Genomic DNA, 24060 nt, shown 5'->3' on the forward strand with positions numbered 1-24060 from the left:
GTCAGGTCGTACGGACGCCGGACAGGCCGACCGAGCGGGCCAGGTCGCCCGCGGCCTGCCGGAACAGCGGCTCGCGCGCCTCGACGACCCGGTTGAACTGGCCGAACAGCTCGAAGGAGATCAGGCCGAACAGCTGGGCCCAGGCGGCGACCAGGGCCGCCACGGCGGCCGGTGGAACGTCCGGGGCGAACTCGGCGGCCATCCGCTCCGCGTCGGAACGCAAGCCCGGGGCGAGGGCGGGCACGGCGAGGTCCTCGGCCCGGAACGCGGCACGGACGATGTCGATGAAGACCAGGCCCACGCGGGACGCGGGCCCCACCGTGTCCATCGGTGCGATGTAGCCGGGTACGGGCGAACCGTAGATCAGGGCGTACTCATGCGGGTGGGCGAGCCCCCACGCCCGTACGGCACAGGCCACCGCGATCCAGCGTTCGGCGGGCGGGAGCGCCCCCGCCCGCTCCCCCGCCGCCCGTTCCGCCACCGCGCCGATGGCGTCGAACGCGTCGACGATCAGCGCGGTGAGCAGGTCGTCACGGCTGGGGAAGTAGCGGTAGAGCGCGGAGGAGACCATGCCCAGCTCGCGGGCCACGGCCCGCAGCGAGAGCTTCGCCGCGCCCTCCTCCGCGAGCTGCTTCCTGGCCTCGTCCTTGATGGCCGCGGTCACTTCGATGCGGGCGCGTTCCCTGGCCCCTCGGATGGTGCTCATGCGATCAGTCTGCCACGCGCAGGGAGCACCGACCAATAACGAGAGCGGTGCTCTTGCTTTGGAGTCTCGCCCCGTGCACACTGATCTCAAGCGAGAGCACCGCTCTCCCACACGTCGCGGGAGTCACCCATGTCGCAGCAGCCCTACTACCTCCGGGCGAGCGCCTCCGCCGCCCGCCTCAACAAGATCGTCGGATGGCTGGCCCGGCACGGCATCAGCCTGATGGGCTCCGCCGAGCTGTCGGTGCGCGGGCGAAAGAGCGGGCAGCTTCAGCGCATCCCGGTCAATGCCCACGCCTTCGAGGGCGAGCGGTACGTCGTCTCGGCCCGGGGCCACTCGCAGTGGGTGCGCAACATGCGCGTCGCGGGCGGCGGAGAGCTGCGGCTGGGACGCAAGGTGAGCAGCTTCACCGCCGTGGAGATCGCCGACGACGCGCAGAAGGCCCGGATCATCCGGGCCTATCTGGAGCGGTGGGGGTGGGAGGTCAACCAGTACTTCCAGGGGATCACGGCGAAGTCCACCGACGCCGAGCTACTGGCGGCCTGTCCGGACCACCCGGTCTTCCGCATCACTGTCGAGAGCTGACCCGCCCCGTACGACGTCGGGGCGCCGCCGCCCCGGCCGGGCGGAGCGGCACCCCGAGAAGCGCGGTGGGACCTCAGCGGTCCATCGCGGACAGTGCCCGCTGCGCCAGCGGGTGCGTACGGACCAGCTCGGCCAGCGACGTCGTCCCCCGGGTGATCCCGGCGAACGCCTTCCACGCCGGGCGGAAGCCGGTCAGCACCGCGTGCAGCATCCCCGGGCGGCGCTCGAACAGCTTGAGCATGCGACGGCCGACGCCCATCTCGACGCCGAGACCGGCCTTGATGGCGAAGGCGTAGTTGAGAGCCTGACGGCGGGCGTCCACCGCGTCGTGCGACTCGGCGATCCTGACCGCCCACTCCCCCGCGAGCCGGCCCGAGCGCAGCGCGAAGGAGATGCCCTCGCGGGTCCACGGCTCCAGCAGTCCGGCCGCGTCCCCGCAGACCACGACCCGGCCACGGGAGAGCGGCGAGTCGTCGCTGCGGCAGCGGGTGAGATGGCCCGAGGAGACGGCCGGCTCGAACCCGGCGAGGCCGAGGCGGGCGATGAAGTCCTCCAGATACCGCTTGGTGCCCGCGCCGTCGCCGCGCGCCGAGATGACGCCCACGGTGAGCGTGTCCCCCTTGGGGAACACCCAGCCGTAACTGCCGGGCATCGGGCCCCAGTCGATGAGCACCCGGCCCGCCCAGTCCTCCGCGACGGTTGCCGGGACCGGGATCTCCGCCTCCAGGCCGAGGTCGACCTGGTCGAGCTTCACCCCGACATGGGCTCCTATCCGGCCCGCGCTGCCGTCGGCGCCGACGACCGCCCGCGCGAGCACCGTCTCGCCACCGGCCAGCACCACGGCGACCGTCCGCCGGTCGGGCACGGCCGGACCATGCTGCTCGACCCGCACCACCGATGCCCCGGTGCGCAGTTCGGCCCCGGCCTTCTGCGCCTCCTCGACCAGACCGGCGTCGAACTCCGAGCGGTTGATGAGCCCGAAGAGCATGCGCCGGGAGCGGCGGGTGCGCGTCAGTTTGCCGTTGAGCGAGAAGGTGACCGCGTGGATGCGGTCCTTCAGGGGCAGTTCGAACCCCGGCGGCAGGGAGTCCCGCGAGAACCCGATGATTCCCCCGCCGCAGGTCTTGTAGCGCGGCAGTTCCGCCTTCTCCAGCAGCAGGACTCTCCGGCCCGCCACGGCTGCCGCGTACGCCGCCGATGCGCCGGCCGGTCCGGCGCCGACCACGACGACATCCCACACGGACGACTCTTCCGGCTCACGTCCGGCGTCTGCGTTCTCGCTGCTCACGATGTGCTTCTGCTCCTGATCCGACCAGTGGCCCCAAGCTGCTCACGGCATCCTACGGCGCGTTCCGGCCCAGCCCTCCTGTGGGAGGATCGGCCATGATTTCGTCGTACATGCGTCGCCTCACCGACGGCGTCGCACACGGTCGCGTACACACCGCGCCCTACCCATAACGTCGCACCCACGAGGAGCGTGCCCATGACCGCCCGTCCGATTCCCGAGACCGTCGCCTCGCTGATGCCCCGCGCCCGGGAGGAGCTGGCCGAGCTGGTGGCGTTCCAGTCGGTGGCGGACCCGGCGGTGTTCCCGAGGAGCGAGTGCGAGGGCGCGGCGAACTGGGTCGCCGACGCGCTGCGCGCCGAGGAGTTCACGGACGTCGCCCTGTTGGACACCCCCGACGGGACGCAGTCCGTCTACGGGTTCCTGCCCGGTCCGGCCGGCGCGCCGACCGTGCTGCTCTACGCGCACTACGACGTGCAGCCGCCGCTGGACGAGTCGGCGTGGGTCTCCCCGCCGTTCGAACTGACCGAGCGCGACGGCCGCTGGTTCGGCCGGGGCGCGGCCGACTGCAAGGGCGGGTTCATCATGCACCTGCTCGCGTTGCGCGCTCTCAAGGCGGACGGCGGCGTCCCGGTCTCGGTGAAGGTGATCGCCGAGGGATCCGAGGAGCAGGGCACCGGCGGTCTGGAGCGGTACGCGGAAGCGCACCCGGAGCTGCTGGCGGCCGACACGATCGTCATCGGCGACACCGGAAACTTCCGGGTCGGGCTGCCGACGGTCACCGCGACGCTGCGCGGGATGACGATGCTGCGGGTGCGGTTGGACACCCTTGAGGGGAACCTGCACTCGGGGCAGTTCGGCGGCGCGGCCCCGGACGCGCTGGCCGCGATGATCCAACTGCTGGCCTCGCTGCGCGCCGAGGACGGGACGACCACGGTCGACGGCCTGACCGGCGACGCCGACTGGGACGGGCTCCAGTACCCGGAGGCGGAGTTCCGGCAGGACGCCAAGGTGCTGGACGGGGTGGAGCTGATCGGCACGGGCACGGTCGCGGACCGGATCTGGGCCCGCCCCGCCGTCACCGTCATCGGCATGGACTGCCCGCCGGTCGTCGGCGCGACGCCGTCCGTGCAGGCGAGCGCGCGGGCGCAGATCAGTCTGCGGGTGCCGCCGGGCCAGGACGCCGCCGAGGCGACGAAGCTGCTCACCGCCCACCTGGAGTCCCGCGCCCCCTGGGGCGCGCGGGTGCGGGTGGAACAGGTGGGTCAGGGCCAGCCGTTCCGCGCGGACCTGACCAGCCCGGCGTACACGGCGATGGCGGACGCGATGCGGGACGCGTACCCGGGCCAGGAGATGCAGTCCTCCGGGATGGGCGGCTCCATCCCGCTGTGCAACACTCTGGCGGGCCTCTACCCGGAGGCGGAGATCCTGCTGATCGGGCTGAGCGAGCCCGAGGCGCAGATCCACGCGGTGAACGAGAGCGTGTCGCCCGAGGAGCTGGAGCGGATGTCGGTCGCCGAGGCGCTGTTCCTGCGGAACTACGCGGCGTCGAAGAAAGTCTGACCTCCTGAGGCCGCCCCCCGGGGCGGCCCGGGGCCCCGCTACGCCCTCGGCGAAGTCGCCCGAAGCGTAGATCCGTGCGGCGGACATCCGTCGCCGCTTACGTTCGCCGCATGGATCTCGTCGAGGTACTCCCCCAGTTGCACATGTTCCGCTTCCGGATCGGTCAGGCCTATCTCTGGCACGACGGGACGGAGCTGACCCTGATCGACGCGGGTGACGTCGAGTCGGCCGCCGCGATCGAGGACGCGACCTGCACGCTCGGCCTCGACCCGGCCGGGATCCGGCGCATCGTCATCACCCATGGCCACCGCGACCACTACGGGGCCGCGCGGGAGCTGGCGGACCGGCACGGCGCCGAGATCATCGCCCACGCAATGGACGCCCCGGTGGTACGGGGCGAACGCCCCGTACCGGAGCCGGACCTGCTGGACTGGGAACTGCCGCTGTGGGCGCACGGGCTGACGGTCCCCGAGGCCCCGCCCACCCGGGTCGACCGCGAGGTGGCCGGCGGCGAGGTGTTGCCGTTCGGGGACGGGGCACGGGTGGTGCACGCCCCCGGTCACACGGCGGGCTCCATCGCACTCCATCTGCCGCGCCACGGTGTGCTGTTCACCGGGGACACCGTCGCCTCCGTGGAGCGGCGGGTGATGCTCGGCGTGTTCAACGTGGACCGGGCCGGGGCGGCCGCCACGTTCCGGCGACTGGCCGCGCTCGCGCCCCGTACCGTCTGCTTCGGCCACGGCGACCCGCTCACCGAGAACGCGGCCGCGGCGATGGACGCGGCGGCGAACGGCGCGTGAGCGGCCAACGGGCACCGCTCAGCCCACCGGCACCCCCGCCTCCAGGTTCAGCACGGTCGACCGCTCGCGCGCCCGCAGGGCCCAGCGCAGCCGCTCGTACCGGGTGGGCGGCAGCATCCCCGCGGCCTCCTCCTCGGTGACGAAGCGCCAGCCGCGCAGCTCGGAGCCGGGCAGCAGCAGCCGGCCGGCGTCCTCGGAGCGCAACAGGCCGCCGTCGAAGAGGAAGCGCAGCCCGCCGTAGCCGGGCGGGCGGGGCGACTCCCAGTCGACGAGCAGCAGGGTGGGAACCCGGTCGAGGCGGAGGCCTATCTCCTCGGCGACCTCACGTATCCCGGCCTGCGCGGGAGCCTCGCCCGCCTCCACCACCCCGCCGGGGAACTCCCACCCCGGTTTGTACGTCGGGTCGACGAGCAGCACCCGGTCCTGCTCGTCGAAGAGCAGCACCCCGGCGGCCACCGTCTCGGCGGTCGGCTCCGGGCTCTGGACGATCGGGCACGGCGCGGCGTTCCCCGTGCGCACGGCGTCCGCGATCCGCTCGGCGGTCTCACGGGGCGTGAGGGCGCTGTTGTCGACCACATGCGCGTCCTCGGTGATCCAGTCGAGGGCGTCGCGGTACGGGCCGATGTGCTCGTACGACCACCGGCGCACGCGCTCGCTCTGCTCCTCGTCGCCGGGAAACTCCTCGCGGCCCGCGATCCGGCTACGCAGGATCGTTTCCTCAGGTGAGAGCGCCACATGCCGCACGGGAATGCGCCGGGAGGCGAGCCCTCCGAAGATCTCATCGCGGTACTCCTGCCGCAGCAGGGTCATCGGCACCACCAGCACCCCGGGCACCTCGGCGAGCAGCGCCGCCGCCGTGTCCACCACGAGCCGCCGCCAGATCGGCAGGTCCTGGAAGTCGTCGACCTCGGCGAGCCTCTTCTGCGGCAGCAGGCCGCGCAGCCCCGCGCCGGTGACCTCCGGGTCGTACAGCGTGCTGTTCGGGATCAGATCGATCAGTTCGCCCGCGGCACTGGTCTTGCCCGCACTGAACGCACCGTTGATCCAGACGATCACGGTTCCCCCTCTTCCGTAGCCCCCTGTGGCTTGCCCGCAACACCCTGCCGCGGAAACCCCGCGGCGGCGACGGCGTTGACCGGATGCGGTCGTCCGGAGCGATCGGGGGCCGGGCAGGGCGCCCGGAATGTGACCCAGGGGGCGCCCGGCCTGACGAACCGGGCGCCCCCTGGAAGCTGTTGCCGGTGCCCGCTAGGCCCGCCCTCCGGGCGACAGCGGCAGTTCGACGACAGGACCTAGCGAAGCGCGATGGCCGCCGCCGCGGCCCCGACCAGACCCGCGTCGGTGCCCATCACGGCGGGCGCCACGGTCAACCGCCGGAGGTAGGAGAGCGTGGCGTAGTCGCGCAGGCTGCGGCGCAGCGGCACGAAGAGCACGTCGCCGGCCCCGGCCACTCCCCCGCCGACCACCGCGATGTCGAGGTCCGCCAGGGTGGCGGTGGCGGCGATGCCGGCCGCCAGCGCCTGGGCGGCACGCTCGTAGGAGGCGATGGCGACCGGGTCTCCGGCGCGGGCGGAGACGGCCACCGCGGCGGCTGTCGCGTCGCCGTCGAGGCCGGGCCGCCAGCCGTTCTCCAGCGCGCGGCGGGCGATGTTGGGGCCGCTGGCGATGCCCTCGACGCAGCCGCGCGCACCGCAGGGGCACGGGTCTCCGTCCAGGTCGACGCTGATGTGCCCGATGTGCCCGGCGTTGCCCGAGGGGCCGGGCCGCGGGGTGCCGCCGAGGACGAGGCCGCCGCCGACGCCCGTCGACACGACGAGGCACAGCGCGTTGTCGTAGCCCCGGGCCGCGCCGAGCCAGTGTTCGGCGGCCGTCATCGCGACCCCGTCGCCGACCAGGGCGACCGACAGTCCGCCCGCCGTCTTGTGCACGCGCTCCACCAGCGGGAAGTCCCGCCAGCCGGGGACGTTGACCGGGCTGACCGTGCCGGCGGCGGCATCCACAGGACCGGCGCTGCCGATGCCGACGGAGCCGGCGCGACCCCACAGCGGCGAGGCCATCAGCTCGCCCAGCACCTGGTCCACGGCGCCCATGACCACCTCGGCGCCCTCCCGGGCGGGCGTCGGCCGCTGCGCCCGTACGAGGAGGGATCCGTCACCGTCCACCAGCGCGCCGGCGATCTTGGTGCCGCCGATGTCGAGCGCGGCGACGAGGTCGGTATGCATCGATGTGGGCTCTCCGGATCGGTGAAGGGGCGGGACCTGCGGGTTCCGTCCACAGTCTGCACAGTCTCCATTCTGTTGACAACGTTGTCCAGGGCCTATGCTCGACGCCACAGCCTCCGATCACCCCCCGCGGCGCCGCAACCGGCCCCGCTCGGCGCCGGCCGGAGCACCGCAGCCCCGCCCGTAATCCGACGACAGGACAGCGCAAGTGGACCGGACCGCCCGTCATTCCGAGACCCGCTACGGCAACCGGCCGACCATGAAGGACGTGGCGGCCCGCGCCGGAGTCGGCCTGAAGACGGTCTCCCGGGTGGTGAACAGCGAGCCCGGCGTCACACCGGACACCGAGCGCCGCGTGCAGGAGGCGATCGACGCGCTCGGCTTCCGCCGCAACGACAGCGCCCGTGTGCTGCGCAAGGGCCGTACGGCATCCATCGGACTGGTCCTGGAGGATCTGGCGGACCCGTTCTACGGTCCGCTGAGCCGCGCGGTGGAGGAGGTCGCCCGCGCACACGGCGCGCTGCTGATCAACGGTTCCAGCGCCGAGGACCCGGAGCGGGAGCAGGAGTTGGTGCTGGCGCTGTGCGCCCGCCGCGTGGACGGTCTGATCGTGATCCCGGCAGGCGACGACCACCGTTATCTGGAGCCGGAGATCAAGGCGGGCATCGCCACGGTCTTCGTGGACCGCCCGGCGGGCCACGTGGACGTCGACATGGTGCTCTCCGACAGCTTCGGCGGGGCCAGGGAGGGCGTGGCCCACCTCATCGCGCACGGCCACCGCAGGATCGGGTTCATCGGCGACCAGCCGCGGATCCACACGGCCACCGAGCGACTGCGCGGCTATCACGTCGCCATGCGGGACGCCGGCATCACCGTCGAGGACGGCTGGGTCTCCCTCGGGTCCACCGAGCCGGAGCGCGTGCGGGCCGCCGCCGAGGAGATGCTCTCCGGCCCCGAGCCGGTCACCGCGCTGTTCGCGGGCAACAACCGGGTGACGGTGACGGCGGTCCGGGTGATCGCGGAGCGGGAGCGGCCGGTGGCGCTCGTGGGGTTCGATGACATCGAGCTGGCCGACCTGCTCGGCATCACCGTGATCTCGCAGGACGCCGCGGCGGTCGGCAGGACCGCCGCCGAGCACCTCTTCCGCCGCCTCGACGGGGCGGACCACGCCACGGCACGAGTGGAACTGCCGACGACGCTGATCCCTCGCGGCTCGGGCGAACTGCCCCCCGCCTGAGGCCCGTCGGACGCCGGACCGCGTCACGACGGTGTGAGGACCGCACGCCGGGACGGCGCCCGTCGGGGCGTGGCCGGCCCCCGGCACCGGCCCGCCGGAATTCCCTGGTCAGCAGGGCCGGCAGCTGCGCGGAAGCGTCCTCCTGCACCGTAGGGCCCGCGCCCCGTCGTCGAACGGTCTCCGGTGCGACATGGACGTGTGCGGCGCATGGCACAAGATGCGCGCCTACCGCGCCCGCGGCGGGGCGGCCGCACGCCGGGACGTCTGAGGACCGGCGGGCCCCGGCCTCCCCCTGGGTCCTGTCGTCAAACTCCCGTCTGCCCTGCGGGCGACGACGGCAGTTTGACGACAGGACCCAGGACACGTCCCGGAGGCTCGTTCACGGCGACCGGGCACACCGGAGCGCCCCGGCGGGAGGGATCCCGTCCCGCCGGGGCGGGATCCCTCTGACGCCCCTTACGGAGCCGTGACCGTCAGGTCGCCCCGGCGCGGCGAGGCGAAGGCCTCCAGGTCCGCGCGGGTCAGGCCGGTCAGCCGGGCCACCTCTGCGGTGTCGAGCGCGCCGCAGTCGATGCCGCGCAGCAGGTAGCCGCCGAGGGCCTTGGCGGTGGCGGGCTCGTCCATGACGTCGCCGCCGGCCTTGGCCACATAGGCGGCGAGCCGGGCGGCGGCCGGCTCCAGGCCCTCCCGGTAGAAGGCGTAGACGGCCGCGTAGCGCGTCGGCAGGTGGCCGGGGTGCATGTCCCAGCCCTGGTAGTACGCACGGGCGAGAGCGCGGCGGGTGAGGCCGTAGTGGAGCCGCCAGGCCTCGTGGACCCGGTCGGCCGGGCCGACGGGCAGGACGTTGGTCGAGCCGTCGGAGACGCGTACGCCGGTGCCCGCGGCGGCGACCTGCATGACGGCCTTGGCGTGGTCGGCCGCCGGGTGGTCGCTGGCCTGGTAGGCGGCGCTGACCCCGACACAGGCGCTGTAGTCGAAGGTGCCGTAGTGCAGTCCGGTCGCCCGGCCCCGCGCGGCGTCGATCATGCGGGCCACCGCGGCGGTCCCGTCGGCGGCGAGGATCGACTGGCTCGTCTCGATCTGGATCTCGAAGCCGATGCGTCCGGCGTCGAGGCCGTGCGCCTTCTCGAAGGCCTCCAGGAGCTGGACGAAGGCGGTGACCTGCTCGGGGTAGGTAACCTTCGGGAGGGTCAGCACGAGCCCTTCGGGCAGGCCGCCGGCCGCCATCAGACCGCTGAGGAAGACGTCCGTGGTGCGGATGCCCCGGTCGCGGACGCCGGCCTCCATGCACTTCATCCGGATGCCCATGTAGGGGGCCGCCGTGCCGTTCGCGTACGCCTCCGAGACCAGCCGGGCGGCGCGGGCGGCGGCCTCGTCCTCCTCGGCGTCCGGGCGGGGGCCGTAGCCGTCCTCGAAGTCGATGCGCAGATCCTCGACGGGCTCGCGCTCCAGCTTGGCGCGTACGCGGTCGTGGACCGGGCCCGCCAGCTCCTCAGGGATGCCGAGGACGGCGGCGAACGAAGCGGCGTCGGGGGCGTGTTCGTCGAGGGCGGCCAGCGCCTGGTCGCCCCAGGAGCGCAGGGTGCCGGGCTCGAAGACGTCACCCGGTACGTAGACGGTGTGCACGGGCTGGCGGGTGCCGGGATCACCCGGGTAACGGCGGGCGAGTTCCGCGTCGACCGCCGTGAGGGAGGCGCTGATCTCCTCGCTGACCGCACCGGCGAGGCTCGTTGCCACCTTCTCCTGCTGACCCATGACCGTACCCTCCACACTCTCGCTGTTTCCGCTTCCCGGAATCAACAATCCGTATAGTGAAGTTATAAGGCCGCTCGACCTGCGTCAATGGTCGCCCGGAACGGCCGCGGGCCGCGCGGTGGGGTTCACCGTGCGGCCCGGGGCGGGGTGTTCCGGCCAGGGGGGTCAGCCCTTGCGGGTGTTGATCTCTTCGGTGAGCTGGGGCACGACCGTGAAGAGGTCGCCGACGACGCCGTAGTCGACGAGCTCGAAGATCGGGGCCTCGGCGTCCTTGTTGACCGCGACGATCGTCTTCGAGGTCTGCATCCCCGCCCGGTGCTGGATCGCCCCGGAGATACCCGAAGCGATGTACAGCTGCGGCGAGACCGACTTGCCCGTCTGCCCGACCTGGGAGGTGTGCGGATACCAGCCCGCGTCGACCGCCGCACGCGACGCACCCACCGCCGCACCCAGACTGTCGGCCAGCGCCTCGATCAGCGAGAAGTTCTCCGCGCCGTTGACCCCACGGCCACCGGAGACCACGATCGCCGCCTCGGTGAGCTCCGGGCGGCCCGTCGACTCACGCGGCGTCCGCGACGTCACCTTCGTACCCGTCGCCGCCTCACCGAACGACACCGGCAGGGCCTCGACCGTGCCGGCGGCAGCGGCCGGCTCGACGGGGGCGGAGTTCGGCTTGACCGTGATGACCGGAACACCCCTGGAGACCCGGGACTTGGTGGTGTACGAGGCGGCGAACGCGGCCTGCGTCGCGACCGGGCCCTGGTCACCGGCCTCCAGATCGGTGGCGTCGGTGATGATGCCGGAGCCGATCCGCAGGGCGAGGCGGGCGGCGATCTCCTTGCCCTCGGCGGACGACACCACCAGCACCGCCACCGGCGACACCGCGTCGAACGCCGCCCGCAGCGCATCCACCTTCGGCACCACCAGGTAGTCGGCGAACTCCGGGGCGTCCGAGGTCAGGACCTTCACCGCACCGTGCTCACCCAGCACCGCGGCGGTCGCCTCGGCACCCGCACCCAGCGCCACCGCGACCGGGTCACCGATCCGACGCGCCAGCGTCAGCAGCTCCAGCGTCGGCTTACGCACCGCACCGTCCACATGATCGACCAGAACAAGAACTTCAGCCATGACAACGCACTCCAGAAAGAGAAGGGGAGAGAAAGGAGGAAGGGGGGAAGGGCTAGATGAACTTCTGGCCCACGAGGAACTCGGCGAGCTGCCTGCCGCCCTCACCCTCGTCCTTCACGATCGTGCCCGCCGTCCGCGCCGGACGCTCGGTCGCCGAATCGACCGCCGTCCACGCACCCGCCAGACCGACCTCGTCCGCGTCCAGCCCCAGATCATCCAGATCCCAGGACTCCACCGGCTTCTTCTTCGCCGCCATGATCCCCTTGAAGGAGGGGTAACGGGCCTCACCCGACTGGTCGGTCACCGACACCACCGCCGGAAGCGACGCCTCCAACTGCTCCGAAGCACTGTCACCGTCACGCCGGCCCGTCACCACACCGTTTGCCACCGCGACCTCCGACAGCAGCGTCACCTGCGGCACACCCAACCGCTCCGCGAGGAGCGCCGGCAGCACGCCCATCACACCGTCCGTCGAAGCCATCCCACAGACCACCAGGTCATACCCGGCCTTCTCCACAGCCTTCGCCAGCACCAGCGACGTCCCCATCACATCACTGCCGTGCAGATCGTCGTCCTCGACGTGAACCGCCTTGTCCGCACCCATCGACAACGCCTTGCGCAACGCGTCCTTGGCATCCTCCGGACCCACCGTCACCACGGTGATCTCCGCATCGTCCGCCCCGTCAGCGATCTGCAACGCCTGCTCGACCGCGTACTCGTCCAGCTCCGACAACAGACCGTCGACATCCTCACGATCCAGCGTCAGGTCATCGGCGAAACGCCGGTCACCGGTCGCGTCGGGCACGTACTTCACACAGACAACGATCCTCAAGCTCACGCCGGCTCTCCTACTGCATCGTCATTTCCGGGCTGCCTTGTCGCACGCAGCATAGGCGCCTCATCGGGCCGGATCCGGTCAGGACGACCGCGGCTCCGGGCCCGATATTACTCGCCAGTACACCCAGTCTCTTGCCCTTGGGCAAGCGCCGCGCACTGTGACCTTGCCAACGCGGCGGACCTGTGCGTGCGCGCCCTCAGTCTCGCAGAGCCGTGAACCGTCCCTGGTGGTAGACGAGCGGGCGACCGGCTCCGGAGGGTGCGCCCGCCACCGCCTCGGCGATGACGATGCGGTGGTCCCCGGCCGGGACACGGGTCACGACGCGGCAGACGAGCCAGGCGGACACGCCGGCGAGCAGCGGAACGCCTTCGGGACCACTGCTCCACTCGGTCGACGGGCCAAAGCGGTCGGCTCCGCTGCGGGCGAACGTCGTGGCCAGTTCCCGCTGGTCCTCGCCGAGTATGTGCACGCCGACATGAGTGGCTTCGGACAGCACCGGCCAGCTGGAGGAGGACGTACCGATCCCGAAGGAGATCAGCGGGGGTTCGGCGGCGACGGAGGTCAGCGAGGTGGCGGTGAAACCGACCGGGCGCTCCCCCGCGGCGGTGATCACGGCCACACCCGCGGCGTGGCGGCGGAAGACCGAGCGGAAGAGTTCGGGGGTGGCGGCCGTCGGGGCAGGGGCGAGATCGGGCGTTGCCGTCATGGACATGTCCTTCTGCGAAAGTGGCGTACGGGTCCGTGGGAGCTCAGACACCCGGACAACGCGCACTCGCATGGCGTGCGAGGTCCACATGGACCCGGCCGTAAAGAAGGAGTTCTGGCGGCATAACGTCAGACTGACGATGCGAAGCGGGCGCAGTCAAGGGCGTTCCGGAATGTGGGAGATGCGTCACGGTCCGTCATATGGCGTGCCCCAGCGCCGCGACGACATCGACGATGCGGGGCTGGCCGGATGCCCGGCGGACCACCTGGCCCTCGGCGTCGAGCACGAGGACGGTCGGCGTCTTCGTGATGTCCAGCTGCCGCACCAGCGCGAGATGGGTCTCGGCGTCGACCTCGATATGGGCGACCCCGTCGATCATCCCCGCCACCTCGCCGAGGGTGCGGCGGGTCGCCCGGCAGGGCTGGCAGAAGGCGCTGGAGAACTGGACGAGCGTCGCGCGTTCCCCGAGTTCCGCACCGAGTTGGGATGCGTCGAGTCGCTGTCCGTGGGTCCGGCGATCCACCTGGTGCCTCCTGATCAGAGCTCTTCGTAAGAGGTCAGCACCGGCCACCGCCCATGCATTCCCCGCAGCTCCGGGGGTACGCGCACGTGACGAGAATCTCGCGCCCCGCGTCCGTCGGGACTGGCCAGGGACTCGCGCATGGGGCACCATCGCCACAATGCCGAAAACCTACGGCTGCGTAACTTCCGCCGGGAGAACCCTCCCCAGGCGCTGAAGAAGGGTCTTCATCCAGATGGCAGAACTCGTCTATCGACCGGTCATCGGCGCCGCTCGCACCCTGTTCAAGGCGCTCGACCTGAAGATCGACACTCAGGGTTCGGAGCACATCCCGAAGACCGGTGGCGCGGTGCTGGTCAGCAACCACATCAGTTATCTCGACTTCATCTTCACCGGGCTGGGGGCCCTGCCGCAGAAGCGGCTGGTGCGGTTCATGGCGAAGGAATCGGTCTTCCGGCACAAGATCTCCGGTCCGCTGATGCGGGGAATGAAGCACATCCCGGTCGACCGCAACCAGGGCGAGGACGCGTACGCCCACGCGCTACGGTCGCTGCGTTCCGGTGAGATCATCGGAGTGTTCCCCGAGGCCACCATCTCGCAGTCCTTCACCCTGAAGAGCTTCAAGTCGGGCGCCGCGCGCCTCGCCCAGGAGGCCGGGGTCCCGCTGATCCCGATGGCGCTCTGGGGCACGCAGCGGATCTGGACGAAGGGGCGCCCGCGCAATTTCCAGCGCAGCCACATCCCGATCACCATCCGCGTCGGCGAGCCCATGGAGGCACCCTCCGACCAGTACGCCGGCGCCATCACCCGGCGGCTGCGGGAGCGGGTTCAGGAGTTGCTGGAGGCGGCGCAGCGGGCCTACCCGGTGCGCCCGAAGGACGCGAGCGACACCTGGTGGGTGCCGGCCCATCTCGGCGGTACGGCCCCGACGCCCGCCGAGGTGCGCGAGCTCGGCTGACAGCCACCCCCACGACAACCGCGGCGTGGTCACCTCACCGCGGCCCGTGGACGGTGATCCGCGCCCCGGGGCTCAGCCGCTCCAGGGTCGCGGCGAGTTCGGCGCCCGCGGCGTCGAGTGCGCCGTTCGCCATGGGCGCGAGGCCCTCCAGCAGGAAGACGGCGTTGACCGACTCCTCGGTGAGCCGGGTGCGCACGCCCTGACGCCAGTTCCAGCGGCGGCAGGTGACGCCCTCGTCGTCGCACCAGACGACTTCGCCGGGCTCGGGGTGTTCCACCGTCTCCTCGCCGCCGGCGACGGTGAGGAAGGGCTCGTCGCCCGTCGCGCGGATCAGCCGCATCCCGCCCTTGATGTGGTCGGTGTCCTCACCGCCGACCGGGACGAGGTGGGCGACGCTGATCGCGTTGTAGGCGTCGACCAGCCGGTTGATGCGGGGCAGGCCGCCGTCGGCGAGGGCGCGCCGGGCAAGCGCCTCGGCCGAGTTGCGGGTGCGGGAGGGCTTGGCCCCGAACGCCGAGTAGACCTCGCGCCAGGCGGCGATGCGCGGGTCCTCGTGCGGGGCGCGGCCCTCCAGGCGCTCGGCGAGCCTGCGGGCGCCGTCGTCCAGCAGGGCGGCGCTACGGGCGTCACTGGGGCCGTTGACCAGGCCGTGCGCCTCGACGGCGAGGTGGGTGAAGCCCGGTGCGACGGCGCGCACCTCGTCGGACACGGTGAGCGTGAGGGTCATCGTCTGCTTGCTGCCTTACTCGGTTCGGTGGCTCGGGTGCGGGACCGCGTTCAGAGGGCCGTGGGGAGGTTCCGCAACAGCTCCGAGCGGTCCCGGGCGCTCTTCAACGCATGGAGGATCACCTCGGGTGGTGCAACATAGACTACTGGATAGTCGAATTCGTTGCACTCTTCACGTGTCTCCCAGGCCAGCCGCTCCTCCTCCAGCGAGAACTGTGCGTCGACGCCCGGCTTGTTGCCCCGCGGGTCCACCCGCGCCCACTCCACGGCCCCGGGGAGCCGCAACGCGACCAGGCCGTGAAGCACCGGCGTCGCACCATCCTCGCCGACCAGGCGCTGATAGCAGAGGCCGGCCGGAATGCCGCCGGCCCGCAGCAGCGCCGTGAGCGCGATCGACTTGGCGTAGCAGATGCCGGTACGGGCGGCGAGCACGTCGGAGGCGCGCCACGTGACGCGCGGGTCCCCCGAGTCGGCGGAGTGCGGAATGGTGTCGCGGACGAACTCGAAAGCGGCCCGGGCGTATGTGTATGCGGTGTCGGCGTCGAGCGCGAGGCGCGTCACCGCATCGCGGACCCGAGGATGGTCGTGGTCGATGACCTCGCCGGCGGCCAGATACGCGTCAGCGTCCGGGGACTGCTGTGTCAGCTCCATGAGCGGAGAGAGTACGAAGCGGCCGACCGGAAGTCCATCAATTTCCGGTCGGCCGCATATTCATGCAGGGGCACGCTAGCGCGCCATCTCTTCCTTGAGCGCCTGGACGAAGGCGTCGACGTCGTCCTCGCCGGTGTCGAACGCGCACATCCAGCGGACGTCCCCGGCCGCCTCGTCCCAGAAGTAGAAGCGGAAGCGCTTCTGGAGCCGCTCGCTGACCGCGTGCGGCAGCCGTGCGAACACGGCGTTGGCCTGGACCGGGTAGAGGATCCGAACCCCGTCGATCGCCCGGACGCCCTCGGCGAGCCGCTGGGCCATGGCGTTGGCGTGCCGGGCGTTGCGCAGCCACAGGTCCCTGGCGAGCAGCGCCTCCAGCTGGACGGAGACGAAGCGCATCTTGGAGGCGAGCTGCATGGAGAGCTTGCGCAGGTGCTTCATCGCCCGGACCGCGTCCGGGTTCAGCACGACGACGGCCTCACCGAAGAGCGCGCCGTTCTTCGTGCCGCCGAAGGACAGCACATCGACGCCGACCGTGTTGGTGAACGTCCGCATCGGCACGTCCAGCGAGGCGGCGGCGTTGGCTATCCGGGCCCCGTCGAGGTGCACCTTCATGCCACGCTCGTGGGCGTGGTCACAGATGGCACGGATCTCGTCCGGGGTGTAGACGGTGCCCAGTTCGGTGTTCTGGGTGATCGAGACGACCTGCGGCATGGCCCGGTGCTCGTCGTCCCAGCCGTACGCCTGCCGGTCGATGAGATCCGGGGTGAGCTTGCCGTCCGGTGTGGGCACGCCGAGGAGCTTCAACCCGCCCATCCGCTCGGGCGCGCCGCCCTCGTCCACGTTGATGTGCGCGGACTCGGCGCAGATGACGGCGCCCCAGCGGTCGGTGAGAGCCTGGAGGGCGACCACGTTGGCGCCCGTGCCGTTGAAGACCGGGAAGGCCTCGGCGGTGGCGCCGAAGTGGCTGTGCATCACGCGCTGGAGGTGGCCGGTGTAGTCGTCCTCGCCGTAGGCGACCTGGTGGCCGCCGTTGGCGAGGGCGAGGGCCGCGAGGACTTCCGGGTGCGCGCCGGCGTAGTTGTCACTGGCGAAGCCGCGTACCTGCGGGTCGTGGTGACGTCGCGCGTCGGTCCTCACGTTTGCGGGGTCAGCCACAGGCGCTTTCCGTTCACTTCGGGGGCGGGCTTGTCCCAGACGCCGGCGATGGCCTCGGCCAGCTCCGTGACGTCGGTGAAGCCCGCGAACTTCGCATTCGGGCGCTCGGCGCGCATGGCGTCGTTCACCAGTGCCTTGACCACCAGGATCGCAGCAGCGGCCGCGGGCCCGTCCTCGCCCCCCGCCTTGCGGAAGGCGTCGCCGAGCGCGAGGGTCCACGCCTCGGCGGCGGCCTTGGCGGAGGAGTAGGCGGCGTTGCCCGCGGTGGGCTTGCTGGCTCCCGCGGCGCTGATCAGGAGGTAGCGGCCCCGGTCGCTGCGTTCAAGGGCCTCCTGGAAGGCCAGCGAGGTCGACTGGACGGTGCGGATGAGCAGTTTCTCCAGGGCGTCCCAGTCGGAGAGCACGGTCTCCTGGAACGACGGGCTGCCGCGCCAGCCTCCGACGAGGTGGACCAGGCCGTCGATGCGGCCGAACTCCGCCTCGGTGCGCTTGGCCCAGTCCCGGGTGGCGTCGAGGTCGAGCAGATCGACGGTCTCGCCGGTGACGGTCGCGCCCCCGTGGGCGTACCGGGCGGCGTCCACCGCCTCGGCGAGCCGTTCGGGGTGGGCGTCGCACCCGACGACCGTCGCGCCCGCCTCGGCGAGCCGCAGCAGGGTCGCCCGGCCGGCGGGGCCGGCCGCTCCGGCGACCGCGACCACGGCTCCTTCGAGCACACCGGTCCTCTCGCCCGTGCCGTTCGCGTTCATGGCCACCGCCTCCTCGGGAGAATGGTTCACGCGGCTGCCCGCTCGTCGTTCGCCGCGGTGATTCCCTTGGCAGAGGCAATCACGTGCTTCAGCTTCTTGGCGAGCGCCTCATAGAACATGCTCAGGGGAAACTCGTCCGGAAGCACGTCGTCGACGAGCTTGCGAGGAGGAAGTGTGAGGTCCAGGGCGTCGGGGCCCTTGGCCCAGCGGGATCCCGGGTGCGGGGCGAGGTACGTGGAGACGAGGTCGTACGCGGCGAACCAGTGGACCAGTTTCGGGCGGTCGATGCCGTCGCGGTAGAGCTGCTCGATCTCGCCGCAGAGCTGGTTGGTGACCTCCGGGGCACGGTCCCAGTCGATCTTCAGGGTGTTGTCGGTCCAGCGGACGACGTCGTGCTTGTGAAGGTACGCGAAGAGCAGCTGGCCGCCGAGGCCGTCGTAGTTGCGGACGCGCTCGCCGGAGACCGGGAAGCGGAACAGCCGGTCGAAGAGCACCGCGTACTGCACGTCACGGCCGTGGGCGTTGCCCTCGGACTCCAGTTTCACGGCCTCCTTGAAGGCGGTGAGGTCGCAGCGCAGCTCCTCCAGGCCGTACATCCAGAACGGCTGTCGCTGCTTGATCATGAACGGGTCGAACGGCAGGTCGCCGTGGCTGTGGGTGCGGTCGTGGACCATGTCCCACAGGACGAACGCCTGCTCGCAGCGCTGCTGGTCGCCGATCATCTCGCGGATGTCGTCGGGCAGCTCCAGGCCGAGCAGGTCGACGGAGGCCTCGGTGACGCGGCGGAAGCGGGCGGCCTCGCGGTCGCAGAAGATGCCGCCCCAGCTGAAGCGCTCGGGGGCCTCGCGCACGGCGATGGTCTCCGGGAAGAGCACCGCGGAGTGGGTGTCGTACCCGGCGGTGAAGTCCTCGAAGGTGATGCCGCAGAAGAGCGGGTTGTCGTAGCGGTTCGCCTCCAGGTCGGCGAGCCAGTCGGGCCAGACCATCCTCAGCACGACCGCTTCGAGGTTGCGGTCGGGGTTGCCGTTCTGCGTGTACATCGCGAAGACGACGAGGTGCTGGAGACCGTCGGTCCGGTCCTTCGCGGGCTGGAAGGCCAGCAGCGAGTCCAGGAAGTCGGGGACGCGGAAGCCGTCGGCGGCCCAGCGGCGCAGGTCCGTGACGAGCGCGCGGTGGTAGGCGGCGTCGTGCGGGAGGAGCGGGGAGAGCTCCTCGACCGCTCCGGTCACCCGGTCGAGGACCCGCTCGACGACGGCCGGGGACGGGGCGCCCTCGGCCTCGAAGTCGATGGATCCGTCCTTGGACTGCCAGGGGCGGATCTCCTCGACGGCATCCTTGAGCACGGGCCAGGCCGGGTGTTCGACCACCCGCTGGGCCGTAACTATCGCGCCGTCGGTGGCGTCGTGCACAAGAATTTCCGTCATAACACTTCCTCCACGGGAGAACCTCGCGTGGATTCACCGTAGCCGTGCGGGGTTCCTTCCGGCAAGCGCAAGACTGCAAATTATCCTGCACACCCCCCATCATCACCGCTGTTTTTCCTGTCACATCCTGGGTATACGCGCAGTTCGCCCAGTCGTTCCCGGACGCGGGCGACCGGGCCCGCGCAGCGGGGGACATCGCGGGCCCCGGCCGCTACCCTCCCCAGTGCCGCATCGCCGTACCTCCGCTTGCCGCACGTCCGCGCGGGCAGGAGCAGTCGACGGACCGCCGCCGACGGAAACGAGGTCGCCTTGTCATTTCTCACCCTGGGTCATCGCGGAGTGATGGGCGTCGAGCCCGAGAACACCCTGCGCTCCTTCGTCCGCGCCGAGGCGTCCGGAATGGACGCCATCGAGCTGGATCTCCATCTCAGCAAGGACGGCGCGCTCGTCGTGATGCACGACGTGGATGTGGACCGCACCACGGACGGGACCGGACCGATCGCGGCCAGGACCCTGGCGGAGCTGCGCGAGCTCGACGCCGGCCAGGGCGAGCGGATTCCCGTCTTCGAGGAGGTGCTGGAGGCCGTCTCCTCGCCGCTCCAGGCGGAGATCAAGGACGTGGCGGCGGCCCGCGCCCTGGCGGACGTGATCCGGGAGCGCGATCTCGTCGGCCGGGTGGAGGTGTCCTCGTTCCACGACGAGGCCGTCACCGAGATCGCGCGGCTGGTGCCGGGCGTGCGCACGGTCCTGATCGCCAGCCGCTGGGGCCCGGACGTGGTGGACCGGGCGAAGGCGGCGGGCGCGGCGACCCTCGCGCTGAACATCCGCCGCCTCACCCTGGAGGTCGTGGAACGGGCCCACTCCGAGGGGGTGAAGGTGATCGGCTGGGTGGTGAACACCCAGGACCACCTGCGTCTGGCGCGGGCGCTGGGCCTGGACGGCGCGACGACCGACTTCCCCGAGATCCGCCGCGCCGGGCGCTTCACCGCCTGAGGGCGGGCGTCCTCAGGCGCCCTTCCCCGCGTCACTCACCTCAAGGTTCTTGACGAGCAGTTCAAAGGCCAGGTCGTCGCGCTGAGGAATCCCGAAGCGCTCGTCGCCGTACGGGAACGGGGTGAGCACGCCCGTACGGCGGTAGCCCCGACGCTCGTACCAGGCGATCAGGTCCTCGCGCACCGAGATCACCGTCATGTGCATCTCGCCGACGCCCCAACTCTCCCTGGCGGTGCGCTCCGCCTCGGCGATGATCAGCTTGCCGAGTCCGCCGCCCTGAAGTCCCGGCCGCACCGCGAACATACCGAAGTAGGCCGCGTCGCCCCGGTGTTCGAGCTGGCAGCAGGCGACGAGCCCGCCGTCGCGCTCGACCGCGAGAAGGCGGCCCGCCGGAGCGTCGATGACCTCGCGCACACCCTGTTCGTCGGTCCGCTGCCCCTGGAGGATGTCGGCCTCGGTGGTCCAGCCGGTGCGGCTGGAGTCGCCTCGGTAGGCGGACTCGATGAGGGTCACCAGCGCCGGCACGTCGCCCTCGGTCGCGTCGCGGAAGGTCAGCCGGGCCGCGTCGGGGGGCGTGGCGGTGTCCATGGTGGGGTGCTCCGTTTCTCTGCTGCCGTACGCACTTCTGTGCTGCCGTACGCGTCTGCCTGCTGCTGTACGCACGGTCGCGGTCTCCGCCGTCGCACGTGCGGTCGAGAGTAACGCGACCCGAAGCGCCCCCGGCGGGCCCCGACGCACCCCCTTCACACCCCCGTGCGCCGGATTCGGCGGCGGCCGCCCGGGCATCGATGGGACGACCCGCAACAGTGCCGTACGTCCGACCGGGGGGAGGCGCGCCGTGCACGGAGGGGCCCTGACAGGCTGGCTGCTGATGGCGTTGTGCGCGGTGAGCGGCGGCTACTGCCTGCTGCGCACCCGCGCGGGGACGCCGCGGGAGCGCCGCACCGCACGCTCGGAGGCGCTCATGGGTTTCGGCATGGCGGCGATGGCTGTTCCGGCGGCGGTGCTGTCGCCCCCGGACTGGGCCTGGGCGGTGTACGCGGTGCTGTTCGGCGCGGCCGCGCTGCGAGCACTGCGCCCCGCCCTGCGCGGCGGCCACCATCTGCACCATCTCGTCGGCTCCCTGGCCATGGTCTACATGGCCGGGGCGATGGCCCCCGCGGTCACGGGGAACGGCGGGGGCGGGCATGCCGGGCACGGAGCGGGCGCCGGCGCCGGCGGCATACCCCTGCTGACCGGCGCGCTGCTCGTCTACTACGCGTTCTACGTGCTGGGCTCGGCCGGCCGCCTGCTGCCAGGGACCGTCGCGGTCCCGGCCGGCGGGGCGGCCCCCGCCTCCCGCGCCCTTGGGGGATTCGGGGGCGCGTCGGACGGACTGTCCGAGCTCACGACGGCGTGCAGGCTGACGATGGGCCTCGGCATGTTCGCCATGCTGCTCACCCTGTGAGACGGGAAGTGGGACAGAACCCCCGGCAAACCGTGGTCTACATCACTTGCCGGTCGCGGCCGTACCCCCGGCCGACCCGCCCCTCCTAAGCTGAGACCATGCTGGTCTCCCTCGCGCTGCTGCTGCTCGGTGCATTGACCGCCCTGGTGACTCCCCGCGTGATGGCGCGCGCCCGGTGGCCGGAGCGCGAACCCGTTGTGGCCCTGTGGGTCTGGCAGTGCGTGGTGGCCGGGGTCCTGATGTCGTTCGCCCTGTCCATGACGCTGAGCGCGGCCGCCGCCTGGCAGGCGGTGCGCGGCCATGTCTTCGCCCCCGCCCCGCACGCCGTCGTCGAGGCGTACGCCCTGGCGGCGTACGGGCCGTGGTCGGCGGTCATCGCGGTGCTGCTGGCGATGGGCGGGCTGTGGACCGGGGCGATGCTCCTGAGGGAGATCCGGCGGGCACGGCGTCGCCGCGAACAGCGTCGGGCGGAGCTGCTGGTGCGTTCCCCGCTGATGCCGGGCGAGGAGCCGGGCGCCGATCGCCTCGTGGTGCTGGAGGGCGAACGCCCCGACGCCTGGTGGATGCCCGGCACGGCTCCGCAACTCGTCATCACCACCGCCGCACTGGGCCGCCTGAAAGGCCGTCAGCTCGATGCCGTGCTCGCCCATGAGCAGGGGCACGCCCAGGCCCGGCACGACTGGCTGCTGCACTGCTCGTCGGCGCTGGCGATCGGCTTCCCGCAGATCCCGGTGTTCGCCGCGTTCCGCGACGAGATGCACCGGCTGGTCGAACTGGCCGCCGACGACGTGGCGTCACGCCGCTTCGGCCGCCTGACGACCGCGCTCGCGCTCGTCGGACTCAACGAGGACCGCGGGGTGTTCGGCCCCTGCCCCACCCCGCAGGCCCAAGTGCCGCTCCGGGTCAACCGGTTGCTGGCCCCGGTCGAACGGCTGACGGCGGGCCGCAGGCTCCGGCTGACGGCCGCCGCCGCGCTGGTCCCGGTCGTCCCGGTGTTCGTGGCCTTCGTCCCGGGGCTCCGCGCGCTGGGTTAGGGCTTTCGTCCGGGTCAGGAACCGGGGACGTGACGCCTCGCACGCCCTCGGCCGCACCCCGGGTTGGCCTTCGGGCGGTGTCCTCCGCGAGGATCACCCCATGTCCTCCCCCCTCTCCCGCCTCCGCTCGCCGGATCCCTCCCTCCGCGCCGCGCCCGCCCTGTGGACCGGAGCCGTCGTCGGCGCGGCCGCTCTCGTACTGCTCGGGCTGGTCGCGGCGCGCTGGTCGCCGCTGATGTCCCTTGACCGAACAGTCGCCGACGCCTTGCACCGGCACGCGGTGACCGATCCCGGTCTGGTGCGGGTGAGCCGGGTGCTGACGGACTGGGTGTGGGATCCCTGGACCATGCGCGCCCTGATCGCGGCGGCGGTGGTCGCCCTGTGGTGGCGGGGCGCGCGCCCGCTCGCCCTCTGGCTGGCCGCGACGAGCCTGGTCGCCACCCTCCTCCAGCAGGGGCTGAAGGCGGCCGTGGACCGGGAGCGCCCGCAGTGGCCCGATCCGGTGGACTCGGCCCACTATGCGGCCTTCCCCTCCGGGCACGCCATGACGGCCGTCGTGACCTGCGGCCTGTTCGTCTGGCTGCTGTGGCTGTACGGCGCCGGCCCCCGCGTCCGGGCCGCGGTGCTGGCCGTGGCGGTGGTCTCGGCGGTCGGTGTGGCGGCGACCCGGGTGTACCTGGGGGTGCACTGGCTGACCGATGTCGTGGGCGGCGCGCTGCTGGGGGTGGCCGTGGTGGCGTTGAGCGCCGCGGCGTACGCCCGGTACGCGGCGGCGCGGGAGGGCGCCCTTGTCGGCACGGGGACGGACCGGGAAGGATCGCGCCCATGATGGTCAAAGGCGTGCTGTTCGACTTCTCCGGAACCCTGTTCCGTATCGAGCCGGTCCGTGACTGGCTCGCCGCCGTGCTGCGCGAGCAGGGCGTCGACGTCACCCCGGAGGATTTCGAGCGGTACGTGAGCGGGCTCACGGAGGCCGGCGCCCTCCCGGGCGGCCCGCCCCCGGTCCGGGTCCCCGACAGGCTGGCCGGGGCGGTGTCCCGCCGGGACCTGAGCGCCGCCCTGCACCGCGAGGCGTACACCGGTCTGGCCCGGGGCGTCGCCCTGCCCGATCCGGGGCTGTACGACGCGCTGTACGACCGCCATATGCGGCCGGAGGCCTGGCGGCCCTATCCGGACACCGGGGAGGTGCTGGCGGGGCTGCGGAGGGCGGGGATCGCGGTGTGCGTGGTCAGCAACATCGGGTGGGACCCGCGCCCGGTCTTCCGCGCGCACGGGCTGGACGCCCTGGTCGACGCCTATGCCCTGTCCTTCGAGCACGGGCTCCAGAAGCCCGACGCGGGGCTGTTCCGCATCGCCTGTTCGCTGATCGGCCGGGAGCCGGCGGACGTGGTCATGGTCGGTGACGACCGGGTCGCGGACGGTGGCGCGGCCGCTCTGGGCTGCGGGGTCCGGTTCGTGGACCACCTGCCGGTGGCGGAGCGGCCGGACAGCCTGCGTTCGCTGGGTCTCGTGCCGGAATGAGGCCCGCGGCGAACAGAGGAGATCGAACCGGGGTGTGAGGCATATCCCGCCGCGGAGGGG

At 72.0% G+C, this 24060-nt stretch carries 25 protein-coding genes and 1 pseudogene; 11 read left to right on the top strand and 15 right to left on the bottom strand.

All coding sequences use genetic code 11. The features are described from left to right. Position 1 precedes the first annotated feature (1 nt). Positions 2 to 706: a TetR/AcrR family transcriptional regulator gene (locus AB0F29_RS29045; RefSeq protein ID WP_361877922.1), complete on the bottom strand. Its 705-nt coding sequence runs from the start codon at positions 704 to 706 to the stop codon at positions 2 to 4. A 129-nt stretch (positions 707 to 835) separates the two neighbouring features. Here AB0F29_RS29045 and AB0F29_RS29050 point away from each other — a divergent pair, with 129 nt between their 5' ends. Beyond that, positions 836 to 1291, top strand: a complete 456-nt coding sequence (locus AB0F29_RS29050) for a nitroreductase family deazaflavin-dependent oxidoreductase (RefSeq protein ID WP_361877925.1) — start codon at positions 836 to 838, stop codon at positions 1289 to 1291. 73 nt (positions 1292 to 1364) lie between these two features. Here AB0F29_RS29050 and AB0F29_RS29055 read toward each other — a convergent pair whose 3' ends face one another. After that, positions 1365 to 2579: a geranylgeranyl reductase family protein gene (locus tag AB0F29_RS29055; RefSeq protein WP_361877928.1), complete on the bottom strand. Its 1215-nt coding sequence runs from the start codon at positions 2577 to 2579 to the stop codon at positions 1365 to 1367. 195 nt (positions 2580 to 2774) lie between these two features. Here AB0F29_RS29055 and AB0F29_RS29060 point away from each other — a divergent pair, with 195 nt between their 5' ends. Together AB0F29_RS29060 and AB0F29_RS29065 are read left to right on the top strand one after the other, a co-directional pair. Then, on the top strand, positions 2775 to 4139 hold the full coding sequence (locus AB0F29_RS29060; RefSeq protein ID WP_361877931.1) for a dipeptidase: 1365 nt from the start codon (positions 2775 to 2777) through the stop codon (positions 4137 to 4139). Positions 4140 to 4249: 110 nt separating this feature from the next. Then, the gene (locus AB0F29_RS29065; RefSeq protein WP_361877934.1) at positions 4250 to 4939 is read left to right on the top strand and encodes an MBL fold metallo-hydrolase; all 690 of its coding nucleotides are present in this window, start codon (positions 4250 to 4252) and stop codon (positions 4937 to 4939) included. 18 nt (positions 4940 to 4957) lie between these two features. Here AB0F29_RS29065 and AB0F29_RS29070 read toward each other — a convergent pair whose 3' ends face one another. Beyond that, on the bottom strand, positions 4958 to 5995 hold the full coding sequence (locus AB0F29_RS29070; RefSeq protein ID WP_361877937.1) for an NUDIX hydrolase: 1038 nt from the start codon (positions 5993 to 5995) through the stop codon (positions 4958 to 4960). A 236-nt stretch (positions 5996 to 6231) separates the two neighbouring features. Then, positions 6232 to 7161, bottom strand: coding sequence for an ROK family protein (locus AB0F29_RS29075; RefSeq protein ID WP_361877939.1), 930 nt, complete (start codon positions 7159 to 7161; stop codon positions 6232 to 6234). Between the two features lie 208 nt (positions 7162 to 7369). Here AB0F29_RS29075 and AB0F29_RS29080 point away from each other — a divergent pair, with 208 nt between their 5' ends. Further along, positions 7370 to 8398: a LacI family DNA-binding transcriptional regulator gene (locus AB0F29_RS29080; protein WP_018956748.1), complete on the top strand. Its 1029-nt coding sequence runs from the start codon at positions 7370 to 7372 to the stop codon at positions 8396 to 8398. A 157-nt stretch (positions 8399 to 8555) separates the two neighbouring features. After that, positions 8556 to 8666 (top strand): annotated as a pseudogene (locus AB0F29_RS29085) (CGNR zinc finger domain-containing protein); the annotation flags it as partial. A 188-nt stretch (positions 8667 to 8854) separates the two neighbouring features. Here the strand turns inward: AB0F29_RS29085 and AB0F29_RS29090 are convergent. The 5 genes from AB0F29_RS29090 to AB0F29_RS29110 all read right to left on the bottom strand — a co-directional run bounded on the left by AB0F29_RS29090 (position 8855) and on the right by AB0F29_RS29110 (position 13348). After that, positions 8855 to 10153, bottom strand: coding sequence for an aldolase/citrate lyase family protein (locus AB0F29_RS29090; RefSeq protein WP_361877943.1), 1299 nt, complete (start codon positions 10151 to 10153; stop codon positions 8855 to 8857). Positions 10154 to 10318: 165 nt separating this feature from the next. Next, positions 10319 to 11281, bottom strand: a complete 963-nt coding sequence (locus AB0F29_RS29095; protein WP_361877946.1) for an electron transfer flavoprotein subunit alpha/FixB family protein — start codon at positions 11279 to 11281, stop codon at positions 10319 to 10321. A gap of 52 nt (positions 11282 to 11333) precedes the next feature. Then, positions 11334 to 12119, bottom strand: coding sequence for an electron transfer flavoprotein subunit beta/FixA family protein (locus AB0F29_RS29100; protein ID WP_361877949.1), 786 nt, complete (start codon positions 12117 to 12119; stop codon positions 11334 to 11336). Between the two features lie 196 nt (positions 12120 to 12315). Beyond that, complete coding sequence (locus tag AB0F29_RS29105) at positions 12316 to 12825, bottom strand: flavin reductase family protein (RefSeq protein WP_361877952.1); 510 nt, start codon at positions 12823 to 12825, stop codon at positions 12316 to 12318. A gap of 196 nt (positions 12826 to 13021) precedes the next feature. Next, positions 13022 to 13348, bottom strand: coding sequence for a thioredoxin family protein (locus AB0F29_RS29110; protein WP_361877955.1), 327 nt, complete (start codon positions 13346 to 13348; stop codon positions 13022 to 13024). A gap of 232 nt (positions 13349 to 13580) precedes the next feature. On the opposite strand from AB0F29_RS29110, the gene AB0F29_RS29115 reads away from it, so the two are divergent. Beyond that, entirely contained in the window at positions 13581 to 14303 is a 723-nt protein-coding gene (locus tag AB0F29_RS29115) for a lysophospholipid acyltransferase family protein (RefSeq protein WP_361877958.1), read from the top strand. 34 nt (positions 14304 to 14337) lie between these two features. On the opposite strand, the gene AB0F29_RS29120 is transcribed toward AB0F29_RS29115, so the two are convergent. The 5 genes from AB0F29_RS29120 to AB0F29_RS29140 form a co-directional block, all read right to left on the bottom strand. Continuing rightward, positions 14338 to 15030: a phenylalanine--tRNA ligase beta subunit-related protein gene (locus AB0F29_RS29120; RefSeq protein WP_361877960.1), complete on the bottom strand. Its 693-nt coding sequence runs from the start codon at positions 15028 to 15030 to the stop codon at positions 14338 to 14340. A 50-nt stretch (positions 15031 to 15080) separates the two neighbouring features. Further along, positions 15081 to 15680 carry a transglutaminase family protein gene (locus AB0F29_RS29125; protein ID WP_361877963.1) on the bottom strand — a complete coding sequence of 200 codons (600 nt, stop codon included), beginning with the start codon at positions 15678 to 15680 and terminating at the stop codon, positions 15081 to 15083. Positions 15681 to 15755: 75 nt separating this feature from the next. Next, complete coding sequence (locus AB0F29_RS29130; RefSeq protein ID WP_361878033.1) at positions 15756 to 16817, bottom strand: low specificity L-threonine aldolase; 1062 nt, start codon at positions 16815 to 16817, stop codon at positions 15756 to 15758. Beyond that, positions 16814 to 17581 (bottom strand): SDR family NAD(P)-dependent oxidoreductase, encoded by a 768-nt coding sequence (locus AB0F29_RS29135; RefSeq protein WP_361877966.1) that lies wholly within the window; start codon positions 17579 to 17581, stop codon positions 16814 to 16816. Before AB0F29_RS29135 ends, AB0F29_RS29130 begins: the two co-directional genes overlap by 4 nt. Positions 17582 to 17607: 26 nt before the next feature. After that, a complete protein-coding gene (locus AB0F29_RS29140) occupies positions 17608 to 19005 on the bottom strand; it encodes a DUF6421 family protein (RefSeq protein ID WP_361331907.1) in 1398 nt (465 codons plus the stop codon). 342 nt (positions 19006 to 19347) lie between these two features. Between AB0F29_RS29140 and AB0F29_RS29145 the strand changes: the two genes are divergently transcribed. Continuing rightward, positions 19348 to 19998: a glycerophosphodiester phosphodiesterase family protein gene (locus AB0F29_RS29145; RefSeq protein WP_361878036.1), complete on the top strand. Its 651-nt coding sequence runs from the start codon at positions 19348 to 19350 to the stop codon at positions 19996 to 19998. Positions 19999 to 20010: 12 nt separating this feature from the next. Here AB0F29_RS29145 and AB0F29_RS29150 read toward each other — a convergent pair whose 3' ends face one another. Further along, a complete protein-coding gene (locus AB0F29_RS29150; protein WP_361877970.1) occupies positions 20011 to 20586 on the bottom strand; it encodes a GNAT family N-acetyltransferase in 576 nt (191 codons plus the stop codon). A 250-nt stretch (positions 20587 to 20836) separates the two neighbouring features. On the opposite strand from AB0F29_RS29150, the gene AB0F29_RS29155 reads away from it, so the two are divergent. The 4 genes from AB0F29_RS29155 (at position 20837) to AB0F29_RS29170 (ending at position 24000) form a co-directional block, all read left to right on the top strand. Next, complete coding sequence (locus AB0F29_RS29155; RefSeq protein WP_361877973.1) at positions 20837 to 21445, top strand: DUF5134 domain-containing protein; 609 nt, start codon at positions 20837 to 20839, stop codon at positions 21443 to 21445. Positions 21446 to 21543: 98 nt separating this feature from the next. Then, a complete protein-coding gene (locus AB0F29_RS29160) occupies positions 21544 to 22479 on the top strand; it encodes a M56 family metallopeptidase (RefSeq protein WP_361877976.1) in 936 nt (311 codons plus the stop codon). Between the two features lie 100 nt (positions 22480 to 22579). Then, positions 22580 to 23308 (top strand): phosphatase PAP2 family protein, encoded by a 729-nt coding sequence (locus AB0F29_RS29165; RefSeq protein ID WP_361877979.1) that lies wholly within the window; start codon positions 22580 to 22582, stop codon positions 23306 to 23308. After that, positions 23305 to 24000, top strand: a complete 696-nt coding sequence (locus AB0F29_RS29170) for an HAD family hydrolase (protein ID WP_361877982.1) — start codon at positions 23305 to 23307, stop codon at positions 23998 to 24000. The genes AB0F29_RS29165 and AB0F29_RS29170 overlap by 4 nt, the downstream gene beginning before the upstream one ends. Positions 24001 to 24060 lie beyond the last annotated feature (60 nt).

The sequence above is a fragment of the Streptomyces sp. NPDC026589 genome, assembly GCF_040638385.1.
Classification (GTDB): Bacteria; Actinomycetota; Actinomycetes; order Streptomycetales; family Streptomycetaceae; genus Streptomyces.